Here is a 25,943-nt window from a genome sequence, read left to right on the forward strand (position 1 = left end):
GTGACCAAGTTCCTGCTTTCCGTGCACGTGCTGGCCGCGATCCTGGCGGTCGGGCCGATCACGGTCGCGGCGTCGATGTTTCCGCGCTACGTCCGCCCCGCGAAGGCCACCAAAGGCGGCCCGGTCGCCGCTGAGGAGACACCGGACGAGAAGGCGCGCACTGCGGCACTGCTCCATCGGATCTGCCGGGCGTACGCACTCGTCGGTGTCGTGGTGCCGGTCTTCGGCTTCGCGACCGGGGCACAGCTCGGCGTGCTCACCGATCCGTGGCTGCTGATCTCGATCGTCCTGACCGCCGCGGCCGCGGGGCTCCTGCTGTTCGCGATCCTGCCGGGCCAGGAGCGGCTGCTCCCCGAGACGGACACGCCGACCACCGAGGCGCGGCGGGCCGGCGCGGCACGGCTCGCGATGCTCACGGGCATCTTCAATCTGCTGTGGGCGACGGTGACGGTGCTGATGATCGTGCGCCCGGGCTCGACGACCGGGGCCTGAACGCCTGCGAGGCGGTCGGCTTCGGTGTCTGCCGGGTGCTTCCGAGTGCCCGGGGCGGAGCCCCGGCAGCGGGGGCCAGGGGACACTCCTCAACTGACTGACGTCCACACCGAGTACGGCGAGGGCCGGCTCCCCACCGGCCGGTCCTCGCCGTACCACCGCTGGAGCTAGGTCAGCTCCGGCACCAGCTCCCCCAAGGCCGCGCGCGTCGCGGCCGGGTCGGTGTGCAGGACCGCGCGCATGCCCACGGCGCGGGCGCCGAGGACGTTGGGCTCGGCGTCGTCCACGAACACCACGCGTCCGGCCGGGAGTCGGAGGCGGTCGAGGGTGAGCTCGAAGATCTCGGCGTGCGGCTTGCGCAGGCCGACCTCCTCCGAGATGACGATCGGGTCGAACAGTGCGTCGAGCCGCTCGCGCGGGTAGATGTTGCCCCAGCTGTTGGACAACAGGCCGACGCGCAGGCCGAGTCGGCGCAGTTCGTCCGCGAGGCCGAACATCGCCTCGTCCTCGCGCATCTCCGCGAAGAGCCGGTCGAGCACGCCGACCGGGTGGACGGGGCGGCCGTCCAGGGTGGTGAGCTCGGCGGCGAGCAGCGCGTCGAACTCCGCCACGGTCAACTCCCCCGTCTCCAGGCGGTGGATCGGCGTGCCGTCCGGGGCGTCGCGGGAGAGCCAGGCCTTGAGGGTGCGGGAGAACGAGGCCGGGTCGATGCCGTCGCGGTTCAGCCAGGCGGCGATGGATTCCCGGACCGGGCCGGTGAGGACGCCGCCGAAGTCGAACACGACGGCGTCGACCCGGCGTCGGCCGCCGGTCATCGTCCCGCCTCCGGGGCCGTGCCGCCGCACGCCATCAGACGCCTCCGGTGAGGGTCACGCCACCGTCGACCACGAGGAGTTGACCCGTCATCCAGGCGGCGTCGGCCGACAGCAGGAAGGCGACGACGCTGCCGATGTCGTCCGGTACGCCGAGCCGCTTCAGCGGGTACGCCGCCGCGACCTCCTCCTCCCGGCCGTCGTAGAGCGCGGTGGCGAACTTGGTCTTCACCACCGCGGGGGCGACGGCGTTGACCCGGATGTCGGGGCCCAGCTCGACCGCCAGCTCCTCGGTGATGTGGGTGAGCATCGCCTTGGAGGCACCGTAGAAGCCGATGCCGGGCGCGGGGCGGATGCCCGCCACCGACGAGACGTTGACGACCGAGCCGCCGTGGTCCCTCATCCAGGCGCCGTGCACCTGCTGCACCCAGGAGAGCGCGGCGAGGCAGTTGACCTCGACGATCTTGCGGGCGGCGCCCAGGTCCAGGTCGATCATCGGCCCGTGCACCGGGTTGATGCCGGTGTTGTTGACCAGGAGGTCGGCGCTTCCGAAGGTGTCGATGGCGCGCTTGACCACCTCGGCCTGGTGGCCGGTGTCGTCGGCGTGGCCCGCGACCCCGAGGGCGTGCTCGGGCCCGCCGAGGCTCGCGACCGCCTCGTCCAGCGCCTCCTGCTTGCGGGCGGTGACGACGACCTTCGCGCCCTCGGCCACCAGCCGCTCGGCGATGGCGAGGCCGATGCCCCGGCTCGCTCCGGTGACGATGGCCGTACGTCCTGCGAAACGCGTGCTCATGGGGTCCTTGCTCGTGGGGTCGGTGGCGGACTGCGTACTCGTGCCGTTCGTACTCGTGCCGTTCGTACTCGTGCCGTTCGTACTCATGGTGGGGGTCCCTCAGCTCAGCCGCTCGATGACCATGGCCATGCCCTGGCCGCCGCCCACGCACATGGTCTCCAGGCCGAACTGCTTGTCGTGGTGGAACAGCGAGTTGATCAGCGTGCTGGTGATGCGCGCACCCGTCATGCCGAAGGGGTGGCCGACGGCGATCGCCCCGCCGTTGACGTTGAGCCGGTCCTCGTCGATGCCCAACTCCCGGGCGGACGGGATGACTTGGGCGGCGAAGGCCTCGTTGATCTCGACCAGGTCGATGTCGCCGATGCCGAGCCCGGCGCGCTGCAGGGCCTGGCGGCTGGCCTCGACCGGGCCGAGGCCCATGATCTCGGGCGAGAGTCCGGAGACTCCGGTGGAGACGATCCGCGCGAGCGGGGTCAGGCCGAGCTCACGGGCCTTCGTGTCCGACATGACGACGAGGGCGGCGGCGCCGTCGTTGAGCGGGCAGCAGTTGCCCGCCGTCACGGTGCCGTCGGGGCGGAAGACCGGCTTCAGGGCGGAGACGGCCTCCAGGGTCACGCCCGCGCGCGGGCCGTCGTCCTTGCTGACCACGGTGCCGTCGGGCAGTGTCACCGGCGTGATGTCGCGGGCCCAGAAGCCGTTCGCGAGGGCCTGCTCGGCGCGGTTCTGGCTGCGCACGCCGAAGGCGTCCTGGTCGGCCCGGGTCACGCCCATGAACTGGGCGACGTTCTCGGCGGTCTGCCCCATCGTGATGTACGCGTCGGGCAGCAGGCCCGACTCGCGCGGGTCGGCCCACGTCTGACCGCCCGCGGCGAACTTCTCGGTCCGGGTCTGGGCCTCCCCGAACAGCGGGTTCTTGGTGTCCGGAAGGCCGTCCGCGTTGCCCTTGCCGTACCGGCTGACGGTCTCCACGCCGACGGAGAGGAACACGTCGCCCTCGCCCGCCTTGATCGCGTGCAGCGCCATGCGGGTGCTCTGCAGGCTGGACGAGCAGTAGCGGTTGACGGTGGTGCCGGGCACCTGGTCCATCCCGGCGAGCACGGCGACGATGCGGCCCATGTTGAAGCCGGACTCGCCGCCGGGCTGGCCGCAGCCGAGGACGAGGTCGTCGATGTCGGCCGGGTCGAGCGCGGGCACCTTGGCGAGCGCGGCCCGCACCATCTGGACGGCCAGGTCGTCGGGGCGCATGTCCTTGAGTGAGCCCTTGAACGCCCGCCCGATGGGCGAGCGTGCGGTGGCGACGATCACGGCTTCCGGCATCATGACCCCTTCAGAAGCTTGCCATACTAAGCAGTTGCTTAGCGATACGGTCCCACCTTCGCGCAGCGGACGGGCGGCGTCAACGGTCGGCACCGCCCTGTAAGCCGCGTCACACCGTTCGTCGGGCGGCCACGCCAGACGCCTCAGCCCGCGTCGACGATCTCCTGTGCCCGCGCGACCAGTTCGACCTTGCGGATCTTCCCGGTGGTCGTCATCGGGAACTCGCCGACGATCCGCACCTTCGGCACCTTGTACGCGGCCATCGCCGAGCGCGCCCACTCCTGAAGGCCCGCGGCGGTGAGCGTTGCACCCGGTTCGAGGCTCACGAAGGCGACCGGCACCTGCCCCTTCTCCGGATGCCGGCCCGGCACGACGGCCGCCGTGCGGACACCCGGGTGCCGGGTCAGGAGCAGTTCGACCTCGGCCGGGAACACACTCATCCCCTTGACCTTGATCATGTCCTTGTCGCGGCCCAGATAGCGCAGGCAGCCGTCCTCGCCGATCCGGCCGTTGTCCCCGGTGTGCAGCCAGCCGTCCCGCAGTTGCGCGGCCGTCGCCTCGGGGTTGCGCCAGTACCCGGTCATCACCGAGGGGCTGCGGACGACGATCTCGCCCACCTCGCCCAGGGGAAGCGGCTCACCGGTCTCGAACGACACCACCGCGATGTCGGTGCCGGGCACGGGCACCCCGCAGAAGACGGGCTCGGCGAGCAGGTCCCGGTCGTCCTTCGCGAGTCCGTAGGGCGTGGCGTCGAAGGTGTGCGTCTCGGTCATCCCGTACGCGCCTTCGCGGAGCACCGAGTGCGCCCCGGCGGCGGACTGCCAGCGGTGGCGGACCTCGGGGCTGAGTTTCCGTACGAAGGAGACGGCCATCGGGTCGTTCAGGGCGGAGAGGTCCGCGGCGGGGAACTCGGGGCGTTCCATCAGCTCCAGGTAGTTCTCGACCGTGCCGACCATCGTGGTGACGCGGTGCCGGGCCAGCAGGTCGAGGGCGGCGGCCGGGTCCCAGCGGGGCATGAGGACCGAGGTGCCGCCGAGGACGAGGGGGCTGAGGATGCCGAGGTTCTCGCCCGCGATCCAGAAGACCGGGATGTAGCAGAGCGCGATGAAGTCGCCGTCGGCGCCGCGGCCCATGGCGCTCGCGCTGGACGCGGTGGTGTAGAGCATGTGCCGCTGGGTGTGCTCGCAGCCCTTGGGCAGCCCGGTGGTGCCGCCGGTGTAGTTGAGCGCGGCGAGGGCGTCCAGGTCCGTGGGGTGTGCGGGCGCGGGGGCGTGTGCGGCGGCCGCGGACCAGGCGGTGAGGCCGGGGGTACCCGCGGGCAGGAGGGGTTCGGTGCCGGTGGCGGCCATCTCGTCCGGTCCGGTCACGAGGATCTCGCGTACGGGAACGCGGTCGAGCACCGTGTCGAGGAGCGGAAGGAGGCGGTCGAGGGTGATCACGATCTCGGCGCCGCTGTCGGCCAGCTCATGCGCCAACTCGGCCGCCTGGAACATCGGGTTGACCGGCACGTGCACCGCGCCGAGCCGCAGGATCGCCATCATCGCGACGAGGAACTGCGGGGTGTTCGGCAGCAGGACGGCCACCCGGTCGCCGGGCCGTACGCCGGTCTCGTGCAGCCAGCCCGCCACGGCGCCGATGAGCGCGTCGAGCTCCGCGTACGTCGTGGTGCGGCCCTCGAAGACGATCGCCGGGCGGTCCGGCACCGTACGGGCCCAGTGGGCGACGTGCTCGGGGATGCCGGTCTCGCCGAGCGGGTAGCGCACGGTCGCCGGGATGCCGGGCGGGCGGGACGCGTCCTGCCGGGTGCGCAGGTTACGCAGGTACTGCTCCAGCTTGTCGCTGTTCAAGGCTTGCTCCTCCACAGTCGCCGTCACATGCGTACGCTCGTACGTTCACCAGGTGTCCACGAACGACCGGCGTACGGACGGCGGTTCGCCGGACGCGGGCGGCAGTGCGCCGGTGATCCAGGCCCTGGTGTGCGCCGGATCGATGACGTCGTCGAGTTCGAAGACCGTGGCCGCGTTGACCGCCTTGCCGCGGTCGTAGTGCTCGGCGACCAGTTCGTCGAAGGCGCGCTGCCGGGCGGCCGGGTCCTCGATCGCGTCGAGCTCGCGCCGGTAGCCGAGCCGCACCGCGCCCTCCATGCCCATCGGGCCGACCTCGCCGGTGGGCCAGGCGACCGTGGCGGCGGGGACGCGGAAGCCGCCGCCGACCATGGCCATCGCGCCGAGGCCGTACGCCTTGCGGAGGACCACCGCCACGACGGGCACCCGCAGGTTGGCACCGACCACGAAAAGCCGGCTGAAGTGCCGTACGGTCGCGGTGTGTTCGGCGTCCGGGCCGACCATGAAGCCGGGCGTGTCGCACAGGGAGAGCACCGGCAGTCCGTGCGCGTCGCAGAGCTGCAGGAACCGGGCCAGCTTGTCGGCGGACGCCGAGTCGATGGCGCCGCCGAGGTGCGTCGGGTCGTTGGCGATCAGGCCCATCGGGCGGCCCTCGACCCGGACCAGGGCCGTGACGACACCGCGGCCGAACGCGGGCCGCAGTTCGAGCACCGAGTCCTCGTCGGCGATCCCGCGCACGGCCGCCCGCACGTCGTAGACCCGCACCCGGTTCTCCGGGACGACGTGCCGCAGCGCGCGCTGGTCGGCGTGGGTCCACCTCTCCTGCGGGCCCTGGAAGTACGAGAGATAGCGGCGGGCCACGTCGACGGCCTCGGCCTCGTCCTCCACCAGGACGTCGACGACGCCGTTCGGCACCTGCACGGACATCGGGCCGACCTCCTCCGGCCGGTAGCGCCCGAGGCCGCCGCCCTCGATCATCGCGGGGCCGCCCATGCCGACGTTCGCGTCCTTGGTCGCGATGATGACGTCGCAGCAGCCGAGCAGCGCGGCGTTGCCCGCGAAGCAGCGGCCGGAGGCGATGCCGACGGTGGGGACGCCGCCGCTGAGCCGGCCCATCGTCGCGAACGTGGGGACGTCCAGGCCCGAGGCCGTGTTGCTGTCCGTGTCCCCCGGCCGCCCGCCGCCGCCCTCGGCGAAGAGGACCACGGGAATCCGCTGCCGCTCGGCGAGTTCGAGCAGCCGGTCGGTCTTGTGGTGGTTGACGTACCCCTGCGTCCCGGCGAGGACCGTGTAGTCGTACGCGAGGACCGCGCAGCGGGCGCCGCCGACCGTGCCGATCCCGGTGACCATGCCGTCGGCGGGGGTGTGCGCGATCAGGTCGTCGAGGGAGCGGCGGCGGCGCTGGGCGGCCACGGCGAGGGAGCCGTACTCGACGAACGAGCCCGCGTCGCACAGGTCGTCGACGTTCTCGCGGGCGGTGCGGTGCCCGGTGCCGTGGCGGCGGGCGACCGCCTCGGGGCGGTTCTCGTCGAGGGTGCAGGCATGCCTCCGCTCGATCTCCGCGAGGTCGGGCCGGACAACGTCCAGGTCCAACTCCGCTACGGCGGCCGCCTGTTCGTTCTGCGTGGAGTCAGGGTCGAGGCGCATCAGCAGCCCCGACTCGGCCACCGTGTCGCCGACGGCTGCCCGCACCTCGCGCACGGTGCCCGCGACGGACGCGGTCACGACGTGCTCCATCTTCATGGACTCCAGGACCACCAACGGCGCTCCCGCCTCGACGTGTTGACGTTCTTGTACGGGGACGGAGACGACGGTGGCGACGAAGTCGGCGCGCACCTCGGTGAGGTCGCCCTCAGGGGACGCGGCTTCCTCCGGTGGCAGCAGGGCGCTCAGGTGGTCGTCCACGAAGCGGGTGGTGGCCTCGCCGGTGCGGAACGCCGGGTGGTTCAGGATCGCGCGCAGCGCGGGGATGTTGGTGCCGGGGCCCTCGACGCGGAACTCGGCGAGCGTCGCGTCCGCCCGCTCGGCCGCCTGGTCGAGCCCGCCACGGGGCACGGAGACGATCACCTTCGCGAGCAGCGAGTCGTACCGGCCGTCGGCGACGAGACCCGCGTGCCCATGCGTGTCGACGCGTACGCCGGGCCCGGTCGGCACCTCGAAGACCTCGATCCGGCCGGAGGTGGCCCGCGCGGTGCCGTCCCGCCGCAGGGTCTCCAGGTTGACGCGCGCCTGCACGGCCACCCCGCGCGGGGCCGGGATGTCGGCCTGGGTGAGGCACAGGTCGTCCAGCGTGCGGCCGAGGGCGACCTCCAACTGGGCGGAGACCAGGTCGACTCCGGTGATCTCCTCGGTCACCGTGTGCTCGACCTGGACCCTCGGGTTGGCCTCCATGAAGAACCAGCGGCCGGGGTCATGGGAGTCGACGAGGAACTCGAAGGTGCCGAGGCCCCGGTAGCCGACCGCCGCGGCCATCCGGCAGGCCGCGTCGAGCAGCGGAGCGCGCTCCTCCAGGCCGAGCGTCGTGCACGGCGCCACCTCGACCAGCTTCTGGTGGCGCCGCTGGATCGTGCACTCCCGGTCCCACAGGTGGCTGACCGCACCGCTGCCGTCGCCGAGCACCTGCACCTCGATGTGCCGGGCCGAATCGAGGAGCTCTTCGACGTACAACGCCCCGTCCCCGAAGGCTCGTTCGGCCTCGGAACGGCACCGCTCGAACGCCTCCGCCAACTCCTCGGGACGCCGTACGACGCGCATGCCGCGACCGCCGCCGCCCGAGGCAGCCTTGACCATCACGGCCGCGCCGGGCCCGAGTCCGTCCAGGAACGCGGCCGCCTCGGCGAGCGTGGTCCCGGCCGGGGTGGCCCGAAGCACCGGCACGTCCTGCGCCTCGGCGAGCGCCCGCGCCCGCGCCTTGTCCCCGAACTCGACGAGGACCTCGGGCGAGGGGCCGACGAAGGTGAGCCCGGCCTTGCGGCAGAGCCGGGCGAACTCGGCGTTCTCGCTGAGGAATCCATAGCCCGGGTGCACCAGTTCGCAGTCGGCACGCCGGGCCAAGGCGACCAGTTGCTCGGCGTCCAGGTAGCCGTCGGCGCCCGTCAACTCGTGCGCCTGGTCGGCCAGACGTACGTGCAGCGCGTCCCGGTCGCCGGGGGTGTGCACCGCGACCGGCCGCAGCCCCGAGGCGCGTGCGGCGCGGACGACTCGGACGGCGATCTCGCCACGGTTGGCGATCAGAACACTGGTCACGATGCGGGTCTCCAGGTGAGGTCCGGGCCGGGCGGGCGGCCCGCACGGTCCCCGCTGCCCCCTGCCGCCCTCGGGACACATGGGCACCGCACATACCGCCCAGTCGGTACGCATGCTGCCTTCCCCCGCCGAACAGCGTCAAGGGGTGTGCAGCGGGTCGACCTCACCCGATGCCTGGCCTCACCCGATGCTTGGCCTCACCAGCTGACGGCGTCACCAACTGACGGGTCACCAGCTGACGGCGTCCTTCATCTCCTGCTGCCAGTACGTGACCCGGATCGTGTTGTCGACGTAGACGCCCTTGGCGGGCAGTGCCGGGTGCGCGATCTCGCCCACGCTCTCATTGCCGGACCGGCCCTGGAAGGCGACGGCCAGGGTCTTGGCCGTGTACCCGTCGGAGGATCCGTCAGTGCCGGAGAGGGCGATGGAGGCGTAGCCGGACGCGCCCGGCTGGAGCGTCACGACGGCCTGCGGCCTGGAGTCCTCGAAGGCGGGCGGTACGGACTGCGCCTCCCCGAACTGCACGGCCGGGTAGCCGTACAGGGAGCAGGGCTTGCCGCCGGTGTTGGTGACGGTCAGGAGCATGCGGTTGACGGGCCGCTTCAGCGGGGACGCGACGGTCCTGGTGGTGGATCCCTCGCAGGTGACGGCCTTGGGCGCGGCTTGATCCCGGGACCGGTCGGCGTCGGGGGCGGGCTTGGTGGCGTCGGGCTTGGTGGCGTCGGGGGCGGGCTTGCCGGAAGTGGAGCCTCCGGTCGCCCCGTGGTCGGCGGGCTCATCGCCTCCCGGGGTGGCCGAGGACGCGGTCGAGGCGGCGCCCTCGTCGGTGACGCCCGTGCCGCTGTCGCAGGCGGTCATGGAGAAGGCAGCGAGCACGACGGACGCGGCGGCCGCGACGAGCCGGGCGCGGGAGGTGCGGGAGGTGCGGGCGGGACGGGCGGGACGGGACGCAAAGGAGGTGCGGATGCCTGACATGGTGATGCCCCTTCGGAGTTGGGGTGGCTGTGGTGCTTGGATGAGTGGAGCTTGTGCGGTGATCCGTCCCGACGGCCACAGCTGGCCGCCAGTTGGGGACGCTGGAACGCCGATACGGCTCTGACCAGGGGGAACGCCGTGTCCCTGGAACGCGGGACTGGGACACGTGGAACGGGGAGGAACGAATGTCGGGCACTGCTGGGTCCTCGGGCAGGGACGAGTTCGCAAGGCTGCTGCGGGAGTTGAAGAACCGCTCCGGGCTGAGCTACGGGGCGCTGGCCAAGCGGCTCCACATGAGTACGTCGACCCTGCACCGCTACTGCAACGGCAGCGCGGTGCCGAACGACTACGCCCCGGTGGAACGGCTGGCCCGCCTGTGCCGGGCGACGCCCGACGAGCTGGTCGAGCTGCACCGGCAGTGGATCCTGGCGGACGCGTCCCGGGGGCGCCGAGCGGAGGGCGGGGCGGGTCCCGCGTCGCAGGGGGCTTCAGCAACTCCCTTACCGGACAGCAAGTCTGGTGAGTCCGGGGGGCGCGGGGGGCCCAGGGAGCCCGGGGAGGCCGGGGAGCCCAGGGAGCGCGAGGAGCCCGGGGAGGCCGGGGAGCCCAGGGAGCGCGAGGAGCCCGGGGAGCGTGTCGAGAGCAGTGCGTCCGGTGAGCAGGTGGTCTCCGATGTGCCGTCCGCCGCCCGGACCGGGAAGCGGCGGCGTACCGCGCTGATCGCCGCCGTCGCGGTGGCCGCCGCGCTCGGGGCCGTGGCGCTCGCCGTACTACCGCCGGGCGGGGGAGGTGAGGCGCGCGGCGGGGACGCTAAGGCGGAGCCGTCTGTGTCGGCCTCCGCATCGCCGCCCGCGCGCGGGAAGGACGACGAGCCCGCGTCGCCGTCCAAGTCCGCCACGCCGCGTGAGTCCACCGAGGGCGCCGACGCGAGCACGGACGGGGACGCGAAGGGCGGCGGCGAGCGGCGGGACGGAGCCGGGACCGGCGACAGTTCGGCCGCCCCTCTGCACGTCGCCACCCGCCCGTACGTGTACGAGAATCCGTGCGCCCAGCACTTCCTCGTCGACAGCGAGCCCGAGCAGGTCGGCCCGCCCGCGAGCGAGCAGGACGCACAGCGCTGGTCGGCTGCCTACGGGGCGGTCTCCGGGGGCGAACAGCGGGTGGCGCTCACCATCCAGGGCACCGGCGACGACACGGTCGTGCTGGAGTCGCTGCGGGTGCGCGTGGTCGGCAAGGCGGCGCCGCTCGCGTGGAACGACTACTCGATGGGCGTGGGCTGCGGCGGCGACGTGCAGACCAAGTCGTTCGACATCGACCTCGACGCGGGCAGCCCCGTCGTCACCGCCAAGAACAGCCAGGGCGCCTTCCCTTACAAGGTGAGCGAGTCCGACCCGAAGGTCTTCTACGTCTCGGCGCACACGGTGGCGCACGACGTCCGCTGGGAACTCACCCTGACCTGGTCGAGCGGCGACCGCCGGGGCACCGTCAAGGTCGACAACTCCGGCGTCCCGTTCCGCACCAGCGGCAACAAGGGTCGGCCCGGCTACGACTACCCGCTGGGCGGCAGCGAGTGGATCGAGCGGGTGGAGTGACCGCGTGACCGCCTGAGCGCTGGGGCCCGTCTTCCCGATCTTCGCGGATCAGGCCGCGGCGTCATGGGGCTCCCCTGGCTCCCCCTGCTCTGGGGGCACCTCCCGGCCGGAGGCTGGGGGAGGAGTCGAGAGCTTGGGGGAGCGTGCTCTGGGGTCCCCCCGGCCGCAGGCTGGGGGAGTGCGTCCGGATCGCCCTCGTACTGGACGTACTTGATTGATGCGGGCGTGCGGCGAGAGGGCGCGCCAGGCGTCGCGGGCCCGCGAAGACCGGGGAGACGGGCCCTGCACCTCAGAGCTCTGAACTCCCTCTCTTCCGGGCCCGGTACGCCGCGGCCTTCACGCGGTTGCCGCACGCGTCCATTCCGCACCAGGTCCGGCGGGCGCCGCGGGAGCGGTCGACGTACAGGCGCGTGCAGCCCGTGCGGCCGCACTCCTTGAGGCAGGCGTCGCGGTCGGCGAGCAGGGCGATGCCGCTGCGGGCGACATGGGCGAGGACGGCGCGGATGTCGCCGGACCACGTCAGTCCCGCGTCCGTGAGTTCGGCGACCGGGGGCGGGGCCGCGGCGGCTTCGTTGACGACGTCCAGGGACGCGCGGGAGAAGGCGCGGGCGCGCAGGCGGTCGAGCGCCAGCTCGTACAGCGCCTCGCGGAGCCGCAGCGCCGAGGTGAAGCTCGGCTCGTCCACGCGCACGTCATCGGGCAACTCGCCGCATTCCAGGACCCATTGCCGGAGGTCGGCGGGGCCGGCCAGGAGGTCGACGGGGGTGTCCCTGCGGGAGCCCACCGTGCCGATGAGGTCGAGGGCCGGGCTGCCGCTCACGAAGGCGAATCTCACGTCACCATCTTGACCGGTGACGGTCGTCCGGGCAACCATCGTCACCAGTTGAACCGGTGACGCACGGCCGGCCGAGGGCGAGGAGACGCACATGGGTGAGGCATCCGGCATCGAGGTGGTCGTCTTCGACGTCCTCGGCACGCTGGTCGACGAGCCGGGCGGGCTGCGGACGGCCCTCCGGGAGGCCGTCCCCACCGCTGACACCACGCCGCACGATCACCTCGCCTCGGTTTGGCAGGAGTACGTCGCGCGGCAGCAGGCCCGCATCGGACGGGGCGATCGCGCCTACGCGGACTCCGCCACCCTCGACGGCGAAGCCGCCCGGCAGGTCGCCCAACTGGCGGGTGTGACCGACCCCTTGACGATCGAGCGGCTGGCCACGGCGAGTCAGCGCCTTCCACCGTGGGGCGACTCCGTCGCCGGACTCGCGGACATCGCCCGCCACTTCCCCGTGATCGGCCTGTCGAACGCCGACCGCGCCACGCTGCTCCGGCTCTCCTCGTACGGGGGACTGCGCTGGCATCTGGCCCTCTCCGCCGACGACGCCCGCGCCTGCAAACCCGCACCGGAGGTCTACCGGCTCGCGCTCGACGCCGCCGGATGCCCGCCCGAACGGGTCCTGATGGTCGCGGCGCACGCCTGGGACCTCCGTGCCGCGCAGGCCGTCGGCATGCGAACGGCCCACGTGCGGCGCCCGGCCGGCGACCCGCCGCGGGACACCGACCGGTTCGACGCGCGCTTCGACAGCCTGGAGGAGTTGGCGTCCGCGGCCCGGGGTGGCCGTTTCCTGTAGGTGATGTGCCCCGTGGCTGGTGGAGGCCGTTCAGATGACGTGCCGTCAGTCGTCGCGGTGGCTCACGATGTTGAGGATGTTGCCGTCCGGTGCGCGGACGAAGAAGCGCCGCAGGCCCCACGGCTCCTCCGTCAGTGGGTGCACGATCTCGAAGCCGCGCCGCCTCGCCTCCTCGTACGCCTCGCCGACGGCCGCGCCGACCTTGACCGAGACGACGGGGTTGCGCGGCGCGGTGGCGTCGCGGGTGAGGAGCTGGATCTCGGCGCGGCCGTCCGGAGAGCGGTAGCGGGCGACCCAGCCGAGGTTGAAGTCCTCGACGCTCAGGCCGAGATAGCCGGTGTAGAAGCCGCGGGCCGCGGCGATGTCGGGGACGGCCAGGTCCGCGGTGATGCCGGTGACGGTGAGGTGGTCCATCGTTCCTCCGGGAGGGCGGTACGTGTGGTCGGCGGCGCCCCGGTGCGGGCGCGTCATGCCGCTCGTAGCCTGCCAGCGGGGTACGGCGGAACCGCGGAGGCGGCTGCGGTCCGGGGGGCGGGTCCACGCGGACGTACGCGCGCTCCGGAGAGCCCTCATTCGGCCTTTCGGAACAGCTCCGACAGGAGGTCGCCGGTCTCCGGGCCCAGGCGCCCCGTGGACTCGGGCGCCAACAGGCCGACGCGCGCCGCCAGTTCACGCCCGTGCACGTCGACCGCCGCCTCGATCAGCTCGGCCAGCGCGTCCAGGGCGGTGTGCGCGCGGGTGCGGGCGACGGCCGCGCAGCCCACGGCCACCAGCGCGGCGGGCCACCACCAGCAGGCGAGCAGCGCGTACGCCACGGCCCAGGCGGCCAGACGGGCGGCGGCGGAGAAGGAGTCGCCGACGGACTGGAGCTGTCGTACGGCCGGTTCGGGGAGGGTCAGCCACAGGCGTGGCCAGAGCGCGGCGAGGTCCACGCCGTACGCGTCGGCGACCCGGTCGGCGGTGGTCTGCATGCGGTCGCCGTACCAGGTGGGGCGGGCCGGGTTGCGGAGCGCGACGCGGTCGCGGTGCTCGATGCGGGCCTGGAGGCGGGCGAGGGCGCGGGCGGAGGGCGAGTCGGGGTGCGGCGACTCGTCGCAGGCGCCGGGGTCGGTGTGCGCGACGGTCTGGCGCAGTGCCTGGTCCACCTTCGCGTCCCGCGCCGCCCAGCGCCGTCGGCGGCGCTCGGTGAGGGCGCGGGTGAGCGGGCCGCGGGGGTGGCGGAGCCAGTGCCGTTCGATGGCGCCGCCGAGGAACTGCGCGGCGAGCGAGGCCGCGGCCGCCGCGAGCAGGGCGAGGGCCACCAACAGGGCGGCGGTGCCCGGGCGTTCGAGTGCGGGGCGGGCCGCGAGGTCGTCCAGAGTGGTGCGCAGCAGGTCGAGGTCCCGCCAGTGGCGGTGGCCCAGGGTCGCGCCGAGGGCGGTGGCGGCGAGGAAGAGCGCACCGGGCAGCACGAGGAGGTTCAGCCAGCGCTCGGTGAGCTTGCTGCCCAGGGTGGTGAGGAGCGGGTTCATGGGTTCGCGGCGCTTTCCGGGAGCGGCGCCGGTCAGCGCAGGCGGGTCTTGAGCATGCGGGTGCCGTGGACGGCGCAGGGCGGCGCGGGCAGCAGGTCGCGGGCCCGCTCCACGCGCGTACAGCGGTCCGGGGCCGGGCAGACGGCCACCTTGAGGTGCGGCACGACGCCCGGCGCGCGTGTGCCGCGTGAGCCGTACACGAGTCCGCCCGCGTCCCCGGCCCGGCGCAGCTCCCGGTCGAGTACGTCGAAACAGGCTTCGAGCGCTGCGGGGTCGGCGCCCGAGCGGAGCAGGTCCGTGGCGCGCCGGGCCGCGGCCTCGACCTCGGGCAGCCGCCGCACCTCGGCCGTGGAGCCGAGGAGTGCGCAGAGCGCCGCGGTCCTGGGGTCGGGTCGGGGGCGGTCGGCCGGTGCGGTCATGGCTCAAGTGTGCCGCAGCGGCAGGCCTGTTGAGGGGTTTCCTGACATCCTTGGGCCGCCTGCGAGGGGAGAAAAGGCGACGTGAGGGACGATCGGGACCCGGACGTGGAGAACCGTCCGGCGGGATGGGTGGGCGGCGAGCGCGACCGGCTCGTACAGGCCGTACGGGACCGTGTCCTGCGGTCCTGGACCGAGGACGGGCAGGTGCGGGCGGAAGCCGTGTCGGGCGGCGCGGCCGACGCCGAGCTGCGCGCGCTGCTGCGGGCCGCCGACCCCCGGACCGACCTGGAGGCCCGGCACGCGGCGGGCTGGCTGTGCGCCGCCCGCGCGGCCGCCGACGACGGGGGCCACGGCACCGTCCACGGCAGCATGGCCGGAACGCTGCTCTTCCCGGTGTGGGTCGCCGACCCGTCCCTGGTGCCCGAGCCGTTGGCGGAGCACTTCGCGAGTCTGGACCCCGCCGTACGACCCGACCCGGCGAACGCGGACGGCCCGGCCGAGTGGGCGGCCGAGTGCGCCGCCCTGGCACTGGTCGCGCAGGGGCGGCAGGACTCGCCTTCGGCCGACGCCACCGAGGACGTGCGCCGGCTCCACGAGTTGGCCGGGGTGTTCGCGCGCATGGGCTTCCCGCCCGAGATCGCACGCGCCACGGCGGTCGGCTGCGGCAGCCTCGCGGTCCTCGCCACACCGGAGTACGAGCCGGCGCACGCGCACCGTGCCGCCGCCTTGGCCCGCGCCCTCCAACTCGCCGGACGGGACTGGCCGTTCGGGGAGTTGGCCTCCACGGCCGGGGGCGCCGACGAACCGGCAGGGCCCGACCTGCTGGGGCTCACCCGCCGTGCCCTGCGGACCCTTCCCGCCGACTCCCCCGAGCGGCTGCACGCGCTGCACGCCCTGGGCGACCGGCTGCACGAGCGCTACCTGACGTCGTACGACCCGGAAGACCTGGCCGAGGCGGTCGGCCTGGCTCGTGACGTACTGGCGCAACTCCCCTCCGGCAGCCCGCTGATGCCGAGTTGCCTCCGGTCCCTGGGGCGCGCGCTGCTGCTGTGGCTGCAGCGGGAGGGCGCGACGCCCGAGGCCTGCGACGAGCTGGTCGACGTGTGCCGCCGCGCCGTGCCCGGCAACCCCGACGGGCCCGCCCTCACCGGCCACACCCTGGGGTCGGCGCTCCTGCTGCGGGCGCAGTACACCGGTCTGCCCACGGACCTGGACGAGGCCGTCACCGTACTCGGCGAGGCACTGCGGGCGGCCACGGATCCGCAGGAGGAGGGCGTGCTGCGGAGCGCTCTCGGCAATGCGCTGCGCGCCCGGCATGTGATGACCGGCGACCCGCGCGACCTGGACGAGGCACTCGCCCTCACCTCCGAGCCTGTGGACGCCGCCGAGCCGACGGAGCCTCCCGTTCCCGCAGACACGTCCGGCACCTCGCCCGCCGCCGCCCTCACGGAACCCCGACCCCCGTACCTGGAGCGCGCGATGGCGCTCTACTCCCGTCACCTGCACAACCCGCGGGCGGACGGCTCCGAGCTGGACGAGGCCCTGCGGCAGGTGCGCGCGTTCCTCGCGCTGATGCCCGAGGAGCACCCGGACCGGCCCCTGGCCCTCAACGACCTCGGCCTGGTGCTGCGGGCGGCGTACGAACGCTCCGGCGGCGCCGACGGGTTGAACGAGGCGGTGCGCGCGCACCGGGAGGCGGTGACGCTGACACCCGGGGCCCACGCCCTGCTCGGGGTGCGGCTGCTCAACCTCGGGGCCGTGCTGAGCCTGCGCCACCAGTTGACCGATGACGGCGAGGACCTGCGGGAGGCCCAGGAGTTCCGGCGCCGGGCCGCCGCGCTGCCCGGCCTCGGCCCCAGGCACCGGGCGGCGCTGACGAGTTCGCTCGGCATCAGCCTGTCGACCGGGTACGAGCGTGCCGCCCATCCTCGCGCCCAACTCGACGAAGCCGTGGGCCACTTGAGGCAGGCGGTCGCCCTGACACCGGACGACGACCCGATGCTGCCGGCACGGCGGCTGAATCTCGCCATCACGCTGCTCACCCGTATCGGCCTGACGCTGCGGATCGACGAGGCCCGCGAGGCGCGTGACCTTGCCGACCTGGCGATCGCCGCGCTGCCCGCGCACTCGCCCGTACTGCCGGGTGCGCTGACCGTGGCGGCCGGGGCGCGGCTCGTGAGCCCGCGGGCGCTGGTGTCGTCGGGGGTGCGGGACGAGGCGGTGGCCCTGTTCCGGCGGTCGGTGGAGCTGACGCCGCCCGGCCATCCGCAGCGCACGCTGCGTCTGACCCACCTCGGCAGCACGCTGCGGCAGCGCTCGCTCGTCCCGAGCCGCCGTCGGCGTCGCCAGGCACGTCTGGTCGAGGCCGCCGAGGCGTTCGAGGCGGCGGCCCTGGAGGAGCAGGGCAACCCGTGGCTGCGCCTCGACGCGGCGCGCTCCTTGGGTGAGGCGCGGGCCGAACTAGGCGACTGGGAAGGGGCGTTGGACGGCTATGTCTTGGCGGTCGACCTGCTGCAGTCCGTCGCGCCCCGCCATCTGGTCCGTGACGATCAGGAGTTCCGGCTGAGCCGGACGGTGGGGCTCGGTGCGGCGGCAGCGGCCTGCGCGGTGCGGTGCGGGCGACCGGGGCTCGCGGTCGGGCTGCTCGAACAGGCCAGGGGCGTGATCCTCTCGCATGCCTTCGACGCCGACAGCGACCTCACCCGGCTCCGGGAGGAGGCCCCGGACCTGGCCGATCGGTTCACGGCGCTGCGCGACGCGCTCGACGCGGCCACGCTCGGCGGTAACCAGGGCCTGCTGGCCGAGGACGCGGACGCTCAGCCCGAGGCCGCCCGCGACCCGGCCTTGCCCGCTGCCCCGGGCGCGCTCGACCCGCAGGACGCTCAGGCCGACCGGCGTCAGCAGCTCGCCACCGAGTGGCGGGAGCTCACGCGGCGGATCCGCGCCGAGCACCCCGGCCTCGGCCTGTTGCGCCCGGTCCGTGCGTGGGACGAGCAGGAGTTGCGCGCCATCGCCGAGCCGGGCCCGGTGGTCCTGGTCAATGTCTCCTCGTACGGCAGTCATGCCCTGGTCGTCACCGCGCGGGGCGTGGACGCCGTGCCGCTCGCCCGCCTCGACCCGGACTCTGTCGCCGGTCAACTGAGGGCGTTTCAGGACGCGTTGCTGCGGATCGAGGCGCCGGACACCTCGCGCGACCAGTCGTTGCGGGCGCAGCGTACGGTCCACGGCACCCTCGGCTGGCTGTGGGAGGCGGTCACCGGGCCTGTGCTCGACCAGCTGGGGCCGGGTGTGGGCGGGCGCGTGTGGTGGTCGCTCGGTGGGGTGCTCGGCACCCTGCCGCTGCATGCCGCCACCCCGGCGGAGGGCGGGCCCGGTGCGCTCGACCGGGTCGTGTCCTCGTACACGCCGACGCTGCGCGCGCTGCACCACGCCCGTGCGCGGGCCGCGCGTGCGGAGGGCCGGGGAGCGGCGGGCGGGGCCCTGGTCGTGGCCGTGGGCGCGGCGGGCGGGCTCGCCCCGTTGCCGGCGGCGCGGCGCGAGGCGGCGGAGGTGGCGGGGCTGCTGCCCGGCGCCGAGGTGCTCGCGGACGACTCGGCGACCCGGCCGGCGGTGCTCGCGGCTCTGCCCCGTTCCGCGTACGCCCACTTCGCCTGCCACGCGCTCGGTGACCTGGTCCGGCCGTCGGGCAGCCGGCTCGTCCTGCACGACCACGCGGAGCGTCCGCTCACGGTCCGTGACCTCGCGCGGCTGCGGCTGCCGTCGGTGCGGCTCGCCTATCTGTCGGCCTGCGACACGCTGCGCACCAGCCCCCAACTCGCCGACGAGGCCGTGCACATCGTCGGAGCCCTGCAGATCGCGGGCTTCCCGCACGTGATCGGCTCGCTGTGGCACGTGGACGACACGATCGGCGCGGGCGTCGCCCGGAGCGTGTACGAGGCGCTGGCCGCGGGTGACGGCGGGCTCGACGTCGACCGGGCGGCTGAAGCCCTGCACGCGGCGGTGCGCGCGCTGCGGGACACGTATCCGCGGACCCCGAGTCTGTGGGCCTGCCAGGTGCACGCGGGGCCCTGAGTGAGTCCGGGCTCCCGGGGCCTGCCCTCAGGACTCGTCGGCCGTCGCGTCCTCGGAGACCGTCTCCGCGCTGCTTCGGCGCCTGCGCCGGTACACCACCAGCGCGCCCACCGCGAGCACCAGCGCCGCGACGGCAGCCGCACCGAGCGCCGTGTGCTGGGCGAACAGCCTGCCCAGCATCTCCAGGATGCCGATCCCGGCCGTCGCGTACAGCAGGGCCCAGCAGGCGCCGCCGATGAACAGGGCGGGGAGGTAGCGGGTGAGCGGCATGCGCATGCTGCCGGCGAGGAAGTTGGCGGCGGTCTGGAAGCCGACGGTCAGGAAGGAGACGGCGACGACCGGGGCGCCCCACCGCTGGATGGCGCTCTCGACGCGCTGGAACTTGGACTGCGAGATCCGCTCGCCGAACCTGCTGCGCCGGGCGCCCGCACCGGCGAGCCAGCCGAGGGCGAAGGTCCCGCCGGCCCGGAGCAGGACGATCACGTACAGGCCGGCGGCCGTGAGCAGGACCTTATCCACGACGACCCGCCCCCGTACGGCCCCGGCGCTCCTGGCGGTGTGCTCGGTGTGCTCGGTGTGCTCGCCCGGTCACCGGTCGCCCGGCTCCCGTCGCGGCCGAGCCGCCTCGCGCACGGGACTGCTGTCCATTCCTCACCTGCATCCGCCTCTGCCGGTTCCGCGCGCCCGCGTGCCGGGTCGGCGCCGGTTCCCCCGAGCCCTGCGCAGGGTACCGCCGTGCGCCGGGCCTGCCGTACGGCCCCTCACCAGGGCCGTCCGACACTGCCAGGTTAAGCGAACACCCGTACGCTCCGTCGGCCGGTCGGCGGTTCCCGGCCTGGACGGGACCGGACCGGCGGGGAAGGCGGGCGCCGAACGCGCGAGCACCCGGTGAACGGGTCACCGGGTGCTCGGAATTCAGTGGTGCGCCGCGGGAGCGGGCACCGGCGTGGGGCCGGGATCAGGCGTCGACGACACCGGACTTGGCGATGACGACCTTCGCGCTGGTGGCACCGCTGCGCGAGCCCTTCGCCTCGACGGCCTTGACGACGTCCATGCCCTCGACGACCTCGCCGAAGACGACGTGCTTGCCGTCCAGCCAGTCGGTGACGATCGTCGTGATGAAGAACTGCGAACCGTTGGTGTTCGGCCCGGCGTTGGCCATGGAGAGCAGGCCCGGCTTGGTGTGCTTCAGCTGGAAGTTCTCGTCGGCGAACTTCTCGCCGTAGATGCTCTTGCCGCCGGTGCCGTCGCCCTTGGTGAAGTCTCCGCCCTGCAGCATGAAGGCGGGGATGACCCGGTGGAAGCCGGAGCCCTCGTAGCCGAAGCCGTGCTCGCCGGTGGCCAGCTCACGGAAGTTCTGGGCGGTCTTGGGGACCACGTCGTCGTACAGCTTGAAGACGATCCGCCCGGCGGGCTGGTCGTCGATGGTGATGTCGAAGAACACGTTACTCATGGCCGTATCCTCACATCTTCCTGCCCGGATGGTGAAACGCTGCGGCACGCGACCTGTCCGTTCGGACCGATCGGAGGGTCGCGGGGGTCGCGGGGGTCGCGGGGGTCGCGGGGGTACGCGTCACCAGCTGACCGGATACCGGACCGGGTGGGCGCCTATCCGTCCGGGCAGCAGGCCGATGGCGACGAGGAGGCAGGCGCCGAGCGCGAGGAGCGACAGGAACGGGAGCGGGTGCGGGGCCTGCAGCACGACGATCACCGAGGTGGCCGTCGCCGGGGAGTGGGACAGGTGGGTCAGCATCATCGCCCCCAGCGAGAGGCCCGCCGCCACGGCCGCCGCCCACGCGCTGCTCCCGGCCACCGCGAGGGTCGCGAAGCCGATCACGGCGGACATCAGATGCCCGCCGACGAGATTGCGCGGCTGGGCGAGGGGCAGTCCGGGGGCACCGTGCACGAGGGCCGCGCTGGCCGCCAACGGCGGGATCAGCAGCGGCTGGTGGAGCACCACGCCCACCGTCACGAGCAGCATGAGCGCACCGATCGCGAAGACGGTGACCCGCAGCAGATGCGGGAGGCTCGGCCTGGGTGCGGCGGACGGCGGGGAGGTCATGCGTGCTCCGGGGGCGGTACTGTGCGGGACCCGCAGATCCTAAACAGAATGTTGAACGCGCAGCACGGAGGGTCCCCATGGCGAGATACGTCCTCCCTGGTGAGACGTGGGTCTCAGGCGGCGGACGCCTTCTCAGGGCCTTGGGCGGCGGTCCGAATCGCGGCCCGAGCGGCGACCCTGGCGGCGGTCCGAATCACGGCCCGAGCGGCGGCCCGAATCGCGGCCCGAGCGGCGGCCCGAGCGGCGGCCCGAATCGCGGTCCGAATCGCGGTCCGACTGTCTCCCGCCGACTCGTGGGGCGCGAGCGCGAGCGCGCGCACGAGATCGTCGCGGATCACCTCGACCGGCACCGCGCGCAGCGGCTCGTACGGTCCGAGATCCTGCTTGCCGTGCCTGCCGCGGCGCTACGGGTCTGCTGACCAGGCCGAACGTGATCCGCGCGGCGAACACCGCCCGAGCCGTGCCGCCGCTCCGTCCTGCCCCCGCGTGCTGCCCCCGCGTGCTGCCTCCTCCGGATGTCCGGGCAGGCGCACGTGTCGGGGCCTGGTGCTCGGGTACTCGGAGCGCCCGTTCCTGGCGGCGGTGCGCCGCCGTGCGCCTTCGTGAGCCGGGCGATCCGTCCGTCCGCCGGTCCGGCGGACGGGTGGGAAGCCCGAGAGGAGATCGAGCAGTCATGCGTATCGCGTTTCTGGCGGCGCCTGAGGGCGTCGAGCAGATCGAACTCACCAAACCCTGGAGGGCGGTGTCCGAAGCCGACGGCACCCCCGTCCTCGTCTCCACCGAGCAGGGCAGGATCCAGGCCTTCCGTCATCTCGACAAGGCGGACACGTTCCCGGTGGACGAGGTGGTCGGCGAGACCTCCGCCGGCGCCTTCGACGGCCTCGTCCTGCCGGGCGGTGTGGCCAACCCGGACGCGCTGCGCCTGGACGGCCGGGCCGTCTCCTTCGTACGGGACTTCTTCGACCTGGGCCTGCCGGTCGGGGCGATCTGCCACGCGCCGTGGATGCTGGTCGAGGCGGACGTCGTCTCCGGCCGGGTCCTCACCTCGTGGCCGAGCCTGCGCACCGACATCCGCAACGCGGGCGGCACGTGGGTCGACGAGGAGGTCCGGATCTGCGACCACGGGTCGAACGCCCTGGTCACCAGCAGGAAACCGGACGACCTGCCCGCGTTCGGTGCGGCGCTCCTGGAGGTGTTCAGCCGACAGAGCGTCTGACCCTCCGTCCCCCGCCCTCCGTCCTCCCGTCCTCCCGCCCTCCCGTCCTCCCGTCCTGTCCAGGAGGCCGGTCAGTGCGGCTCCGCCCCGGACTGCTCGGCCACCTGGTGGAGGGTGCGGCCGCTGTGCACGGAGCGGGCGCGACGGGGGTCGGGGGTGCCGCGACCGGCACGGGCGCGCTTGTCGTCGGCCTTCACCAAGAGCCATGCCTCGCGTTCGCCCTCACCTTCGTCCCCTCCCCTGAACCGGGTCAGCGCGTAACCGCCGTGCAATTTCGAGCCGTTCAGCCAGAAAGTGGCGTGTCCCCGGTCCAGGGATTCATCGAACGGCACCGGGCGGCCCTTCTTGTCATGGCTCATCGGGCGATAGGTTCCGCTGTCCCAGACAATGACCGTGCCGCCGCCGTACTCGCCCTGCGGAATCACGCCCTCGAATTCCTCGTACTCCAGCGGATGGTCCTCGGTCGGCATCGCCAGGCGTTTGTCGTGCGGATCGGTGGAGGGGCCTTTCGGCACGGACCAGGATTTCAGTACGTCGCCGACCTGGAGCCGGAAATCGAAGTGCATAGTGGAGGCGTCATGGATCTGCACGACGAAGCGATGCCGGTCCTCGTCGGCTGACGCAGCCGATCCGCCCTTCGGCTCGGCGGTGCGGCCGAAATCGCGTTTGCCGCGGTAGGCGCCCAGGTTTCGGTCCTCAGCCATGGTGTCCGGGTTCTCCGTACTCCGAAGATGAAACGGGCGCGGCCTGGGCACCCGTCCCCATGAGCCAGTGGAGGGAGTGGCGGTCATCATGAGCGACGACAAGAGCCGGAAAGTGATGCGGGAACTGCTGCGCGAACACGGGCAGACATATGCGGCCGAGGCCGGCATTCGCCTGCGGGACACACCCCAGCCGCTCTACCGCACCCTCGTTCTCGCGCACCTCCTGAGCGCCCGTATCCGCGCCTCGGTCGCGGTCGCGACATCGAAGGCGTTGTACGACGCGGGCCTGCGCGACGCGAAACGGATGACGGAATCCACCTGGCAGCAGCGCGTCGACGCCCTCGGGCGCGGTGGTTACCGTCGCTACGACGAACGCACGGCGACCCAACTGGGCGACGGCGGCCGTCTTCTGCTCGACCGCTGGGGCGGGGACCTGCGGAAAATGCGGGAAGAGGCGGACGGTGACGCGGACTCCTTGCGGGGATTCCTGCGGGAGTTGCCGGGCGTCGGCCCGGTGGGCGCGGACATCTTCCTCCGTGAAGTCCAGGACGTATGGCCGGAGTTCGGGCCGATCGTGGACGCGAAGGCGCTGCAGGGTGCCGAGCGGCTCGGGCTGCCGAAGGGAGTAGCCGATCTCCGGCGGCTGGCGAAGCGGGAAGGCGCGACGCATGCCGAGCTGGCCTCGGCCCTGGTGCGTGCCGCTCTCGACCAGGAGATCGTCGAGGAGTGCCGGGACCGCGCCGCCGCCTGACGCTGCTGCCGCGAACCCCTCCCCCGGTCAGGCCGCGGGCCTGCCCGTCGACGCCCGCGCGAGGAGCTCCACCGGCAGCCGCTGATGCGTGGCACCCGCGGGCCCCGAGGCGACGCACTCCAGGAGCCGCTGCACGGCGCGGCGGCCCGCTTCGGCGGCCGGGACGTGCAGGGCCGTGACGTCGGGCATCGCGAGACCGGACGCGGACAGGTCGTCGGCGCAGGCGAGGCTCACATCGCGCGGGGCGGTCCTGCCGAGCAGGGTGAGCCGGTGCAGCAGGCCGATGAGCGGGGTGCTGCTGTACGCGATGAGGCGGTGCAGTCGGTGTCGAGGACCGCGTCGACCGTATGGACACCGGCCTCGAATTCCGGCGGGTAGGCGCCGAGCGCGACCACCTCGCACTCCGGCACGGCCTCCTGCAGCCCGCGCAGGCGGCGCGGGTCCAGCCAGGAGCCGTCCGGCCCGCCGAGACAGGCGATGCGGCGGTGGCCGAGTCCGGCTAGGTGGCTGACCGGCGCGGCCACCCCGGAGGGAGTGTCGATGACGACCGAACTGACGCCTCGTACCCGGCGGTTGAGCGTCACCAGCGGCAGCTTGCGGGCAACCTGTGACAGGTGCGCGCCCGAGGAGTGCGGGGCCGCTGGCCGACGAGGCCGGGTGGCCGTGGCCCGCGGCGGCGCGGTCACGGCGCGGCGGCGGTGCGCTGCTGCCGCTCGCGGTCGGCGGCGCGATGCCGACCGCTCCGGCGCGGCAGGTCGCGGAGACCTCGCGGCACGTGCGCGACGAACTGGGCGCGTGGGGCCGGCGGCACCGCAATCCGTTCATAAGCGTCTCGACCCTCACCCTGGCCGTCTCCCCGACGGTGAAGATCACCGACCTGGGCCTGGTGGACGTCCTCGCGCGCGACTGGGCGCCGCAGGTGCTGGACTGCTGCCACTGACGGGTCGGGCCACGCGTGCGTGGTGATCGGACCAATCCCTGGTCCGCCGTGTTCCGAATGACCCGTGCAACGGTGATACGTGGGCCGTCCCGCACCGGGGCGGCCACCATTCGAGGGAGGCCGGACACGTGGTGGACGAGGGCGTCGTATGAGTCAGCCGGAAGAAGTCCCGTCGGCCTCGCGCGGGCGCGCGGGGCCCGAGTTGGACGCGCTGCTCACAGAGGTGGCGCGCGGGGACCAGGAGTCCTTCGCCGGCCTCTACGACCGGGTGAGCGGTCCGGTCCTCGGACTGGTCCGCAGCCTGCTGCGTGATCCGGCGCAGTCGGAGGAAGTCATGCAGGAGGTCCTCGTCGAGGTCTGGCGGACGGCGGCCCGCTTCCGTCCGGACCGGGGCAGCGCCATGAACTGGGTGCTGACCCTCGCGCACCGGCGGGCGGTGGACCGGATCCGCTCCGTGCAGGCCCGCGTCGAACGAGAGCAGAAGGCCGCGCTGCTCGACCGGGTCCCGGAGTACGACGAGGTGACCGAGCAGGTCGAGACGCGCCTCGAACAGCAGCGTGTCCGACGCTGCCTGGGCGCGCTCACCAAGCTGCAGCGGGAGGCCGTGACCCTCGCCTACTACCGGGGCCTGACCTCTCGCGAGGCCGCCGAACTTCTGACCCTTCCGCTCGGTACGGTCAAGACCCGCCTGCGGGACGGCCTGATCCGGCTGCGTGACTGCCTGGGGGTGAGCGTATGACCGCCGCCGATCTGCACACCGCGACCGGCGCGTACGTGCTGCACGCGCTGGAGCCCGCCGAACGTGCCGCGTTCGAGGGGCACTTGGCCGTCTGCGAGGCCTGTCAGCAGGAAGTGCGGGAGCTGTCCGCGACCGCCGCGCGGCTCGGTCTCGCCGTGGCCGCGACTCCCCCGGCCGCCCTAAAGGACCAGGTACTGCGCCGGATCACCACCGTCCGGCAGGCGCCCCCGCAGGTACCCGGGCGCGGCAGGTCGCGGCGGTCGTGGACGCGTTCGCTGCCGCGGCTCGCTCTCGCCGCCTGTCTGGCCGCCGCAGCGGCGCTCGGCGGGGTCGCGGTGTGGCAGCACCAGTCGGCGGAGGACGCCAGGGAGCAGGCGCGGGAGGCGCGGCAGCAGGCCGCGGACCTGACCGCGGTGCTCGCGGCGCCGGACGCGGAGAGCGCCACCGCGAAGCTCGGCGACGGCGCCACCGGCACGGTGGTGGTCTCCCGCGCGCAGGACCGCGCGGCCTTCCTCGCCGCCGGGCTGCCGGACCTCCCGGAGGGCAAGGTGTACCAACTCTGGTTCGACGACGGCGGAGAGATGCGCTCCGCGGGACTCGTGCGGACCGGCACGGACGACCGGAGCGCGACACTGATGGACGGCCCTGTCGGGAAGGCCTCCGGCATGGGCATCACCGTCGAGCCCGCAGGCGGCTCGCCCCGGCCCACCACCTCGCCCCTGGGTCTGATGCCCCTGCCCGCCTAGGGCAGCTGCGGCGGTACGACGACCCGTGCTGCGTGACGAGCCGCGACAGACCCGGTGGTGCGCCACCGGGTCTGTCGCTGAACGG

The 25,943-nt window shown here is 73.4% G+C and carries 26 protein-coding genes; 10 read left to right on the top strand and 16 right to left on the bottom strand.

Translation table 11 applies throughout. From position 1 onward, the window contains the following. Window positions 1–492: a hypothetical protein gene (locus tag QIT00_RS04165; protein ID WP_282533679.1), complete on the top strand. Its 492-nt coding sequence runs from the start codon at window positions 1–3 to the stop codon at window positions 490–492. A gap of 167 nt (window positions 493–659) precedes the next feature. Here the strand turns inward: QIT00_RS04165 and QIT00_RS04170 are convergent, their stop codons facing one another. The 6 genes from QIT00_RS04170 to QIT00_RS04195 all read right to left on the bottom strand — a co-directional run bounded on the left by QIT00_RS04170 (window position 660) and on the right by QIT00_RS04195 (window position 9,479). Further along, a complete protein-coding gene (locus tag QIT00_RS04170; RefSeq protein ID WP_282533680.1) occupies window positions 660–1,307 on the bottom strand; it encodes an HAD family hydrolase in 648 nt (215 codons plus the stop codon). Window positions 1,308–1,341: 34 nt separating this feature from the next. Then, window positions 1,342–2,097, bottom strand: coding sequence for an SDR family oxidoreductase (locus QIT00_RS04175; RefSeq protein ID WP_282533681.1), 756 nt, complete (start codon window positions 2,095–2,097; stop codon window positions 1,342–1,344). A gap of 99 nt (window positions 2,098–2,196) precedes the next feature. After that, complete coding sequence (locus QIT00_RS04180; RefSeq protein ID WP_282533753.1) at window positions 2,197–3,414, bottom strand: acetyl-CoA C-acetyltransferase; 1,218 nt, start codon at window positions 3,412–3,414, stop codon at window positions 2,197–2,199. 143 nt (window positions 3,415–3,557) lie between these two features. Next, the gene (locus tag QIT00_RS04185; protein ID WP_282533682.1) at window positions 3,558–5,261 is read right to left on the bottom strand and encodes an AMP-binding protein; all 1,704 of its coding nucleotides are present in this window, start codon (window positions 5,259–5,261) and stop codon (window positions 3,558–3,560) included. 45 nt (window positions 5,262–5,306) lie between these two features. After that, the gene (locus QIT00_RS04190; protein WP_282533683.1) at window positions 5,307–8,504 is read right to left on the bottom strand and encodes an acetyl-CoA carboxylase family protein; all 3,198 of its coding nucleotides are present in this window, start codon (window positions 8,502–8,504) and stop codon (window positions 5,307–5,309) included. A 228-nt stretch (window positions 8,505–8,732) separates the two neighbouring features. After that, a complete protein-coding gene (locus tag QIT00_RS04195; protein WP_282533684.1) occupies window positions 8,733–9,479 on the bottom strand; it encodes a DUF4232 domain-containing protein in 747 nt (248 codons plus the stop codon). Window positions 9,480–9,664: 185 nt separating this feature from the next. On the opposite strand from QIT00_RS04195, the gene QIT00_RS04200 reads away from it, so the two are divergent. Continuing rightward, a complete protein-coding gene (locus tag QIT00_RS04200; RefSeq protein WP_282533685.1) occupies window positions 9,665–11,071 on the top strand; it encodes a helix-turn-helix domain-containing protein in 1,407 nt (468 codons plus the stop codon). Window positions 11,072–11,360: 289 nt separating this feature from the next. Here the strand turns inward: QIT00_RS04200 and QIT00_RS04205 are convergent, their stop codons facing one another. Then, a complete protein-coding gene (locus tag QIT00_RS04205; protein ID WP_282533686.1) occupies window positions 11,361–11,906 on the bottom strand; it encodes a CGNR zinc finger domain-containing protein in 546 nt (181 codons plus the stop codon). A 91-nt stretch (window positions 11,907–11,997) separates the two neighbouring features. Between QIT00_RS04205 and QIT00_RS04210 the strand changes: the two genes are divergently transcribed. Then, window positions 11,998–12,699, top strand: coding sequence for a haloacid dehalogenase type II (locus QIT00_RS04210; RefSeq protein ID WP_282533687.1), 702 nt, complete (start codon window positions 11,998–12,000; stop codon window positions 12,697–12,699). Between the two features lie 45 nt (window positions 12,700–12,744). Here QIT00_RS04210 and QIT00_RS04215 read toward each other — a convergent pair whose 3' ends face one another. The 3 genes from QIT00_RS04215 to QIT00_RS04225 all read right to left on the bottom strand — a co-directional run bounded on the left by QIT00_RS04215 (window position 12,745) and on the right by QIT00_RS04225 (window position 14,629). Further along, a complete protein-coding gene (locus tag QIT00_RS04215) occupies window positions 12,745–13,170 on the bottom strand; it encodes a VOC family protein (protein ID WP_282533688.1) in 426 nt (141 codons plus the stop codon). A gap of 98 nt (window positions 13,171–13,268) precedes the next feature. Further along, window positions 13,269–14,210, bottom strand: coding sequence for a hypothetical protein (locus QIT00_RS04220; protein ID WP_282533689.1), 942 nt, complete (start codon window positions 14,208–14,210; stop codon window positions 13,269–13,271). Window positions 14,211–14,242: 32 nt separating this feature from the next. Beyond that, complete coding sequence (locus QIT00_RS04225; RefSeq protein WP_282533690.1) at window positions 14,243–14,629, bottom strand: hypothetical protein; 387 nt, start codon at window positions 14,627–14,629, stop codon at window positions 14,243–14,245. Window positions 14,630–14,710: 81 nt separating this feature from the next. On the opposite strand from QIT00_RS04225, the gene QIT00_RS04230 reads away from it, so the two are divergent. Next, window positions 14,711–18,700, top strand: coding sequence for a CHAT domain-containing protein (locus tag QIT00_RS04230; RefSeq protein WP_282533691.1), 3,990 nt, complete (start codon window positions 14,711–14,713; stop codon window positions 18,698–18,700). Between the two features lie 27 nt (window positions 18,701–18,727). On the opposite strand, the gene QIT00_RS04235 is transcribed toward QIT00_RS04230, so the two are convergent. The 3 genes from QIT00_RS04235 to QIT00_RS04245 form a co-directional block, all read right to left on the bottom strand. Beyond that, the gene (locus tag QIT00_RS04235; RefSeq protein WP_282533692.1) at window positions 18,728–19,219 is read right to left on the bottom strand and encodes a DedA family protein; all 492 of its coding nucleotides are present in this window, start codon (window positions 19,217–19,219) and stop codon (window positions 18,728–18,730) included. A 439-nt stretch (window positions 19,220–19,658) separates the two neighbouring features. Next, window positions 19,659–20,153: a peptidylprolyl isomerase gene (locus tag QIT00_RS04240; RefSeq protein WP_282533693.1), complete on the bottom strand. Its 495-nt coding sequence runs from the start codon at window positions 20,151–20,153 to the stop codon at window positions 19,659–19,661. A 120-nt stretch (window positions 20,154–20,273) separates the two neighbouring features. After that, a complete protein-coding gene (locus QIT00_RS04245; protein WP_282533694.1) occupies window positions 20,274–20,762 on the bottom strand; it encodes an HPP family protein in 489 nt (162 codons plus the stop codon). Between the two features lie 293 nt (window positions 20,763–21,055). Between QIT00_RS04245 and QIT00_RS04250 the strand changes: the two genes are divergently transcribed. Beyond that, window positions 21,056–21,181: a hypothetical protein gene (locus QIT00_RS04250; protein WP_282533695.1), complete on the top strand. Its 126-nt coding sequence runs from the start codon at window positions 21,056–21,058 to the stop codon at window positions 21,179–21,181. Between the two features lie 254 nt (window positions 21,182–21,435). Then, window positions 21,436–21,978, top strand: coding sequence for a type 1 glutamine amidotransferase domain-containing protein (locus QIT00_RS04255; RefSeq protein ID WP_282533696.1), 543 nt, complete (start codon window positions 21,436–21,438; stop codon window positions 21,976–21,978). A 71-nt stretch (window positions 21,979–22,049) separates the two neighbouring features. On the opposite strand, the gene QIT00_RS04260 is transcribed toward QIT00_RS04255, so the two are convergent. Beyond that, the gene (locus QIT00_RS04260; protein ID WP_282533697.1) at window positions 22,050–22,682 is read right to left on the bottom strand and encodes a DNA polymerase ligase N-terminal domain-containing protein; all 633 of its coding nucleotides are present in this window, start codon (window positions 22,680–22,682) and stop codon (window positions 22,050–22,052) included. Between the two features lie 88 nt (window positions 22,683–22,770). Between QIT00_RS04260 and QIT00_RS04265 the strand changes: the two genes are divergently transcribed. Then, window positions 22,771–23,433, top strand: coding sequence for an endonuclease (locus tag QIT00_RS04265; protein WP_282533698.1), 663 nt, complete (start codon window positions 22,771–22,773; stop codon window positions 23,431–23,433). 27 nt (window positions 23,434–23,460) lie between these two features. Here the strand turns inward: QIT00_RS04265 and QIT00_RS04270 are convergent, their stop codons facing one another. Both QIT00_RS04270 and QIT00_RS04275 read right to left on the bottom strand, forming a co-directional pair. After that, entirely contained in the window at window positions 23,461–23,754 is a 294-nt protein-coding gene (locus QIT00_RS04270; protein WP_282533754.1) for a substrate-binding domain-containing protein, read from the bottom strand. Then, window positions 23,664–24,017, bottom strand: coding sequence for a type 1 periplasmic-binding domain-containing protein (locus QIT00_RS04275; RefSeq protein ID WP_282533759.1), 354 nt, complete (start codon window positions 24,015–24,017; stop codon window positions 23,664–23,666). Before QIT00_RS04275 ends, QIT00_RS04270 begins: the two co-directional genes overlap by 91 nt. 23 nt (window positions 24,018–24,040) lie before the next feature. On the opposite strand from QIT00_RS04275, the gene QIT00_RS04280 reads away from it, so the two are divergent. The 3 genes from QIT00_RS04280 (at window position 24,041) to QIT00_RS04290 (ending at window position 25,858) form a co-directional block, all read left to right on the top strand. Then, a complete protein-coding gene (locus QIT00_RS04280) occupies window positions 24,041–24,373 on the top strand; it encodes an adenine deaminase C-terminal domain-containing protein (protein ID WP_282533699.1) in 333 nt (110 codons plus the stop codon). Between the two features lie 148 nt (window positions 24,374–24,521). Continuing rightward, window positions 24,522–25,112, top strand: a complete 591-nt coding sequence (locus tag QIT00_RS04285) for a sigma-70 family RNA polymerase sigma factor (RefSeq protein ID WP_282533700.1) — start codon at window positions 24,522–24,524, stop codon at window positions 25,110–25,112. Then, window positions 25,109–25,858 (top strand): anti-sigma factor, encoded by a 750-nt coding sequence (locus QIT00_RS04290; protein ID WP_282533701.1) that lies wholly within the window; start codon window positions 25,109–25,111, stop codon window positions 25,856–25,858. The genes QIT00_RS04285 and QIT00_RS04290 overlap by 4 nt, the downstream gene beginning before the upstream one ends. Window positions 25,859–25,943 lie beyond the last annotated feature (85 nt).

Source organism: Streptomyces luteolus (assembly GCF_029968015.1).
GTDB classification, from domain to species: domain Bacteria; phylum Actinomycetota; class Actinomycetes; order Streptomycetales; family Streptomycetaceae; genus Streptomyces; species Streptomyces luteolus.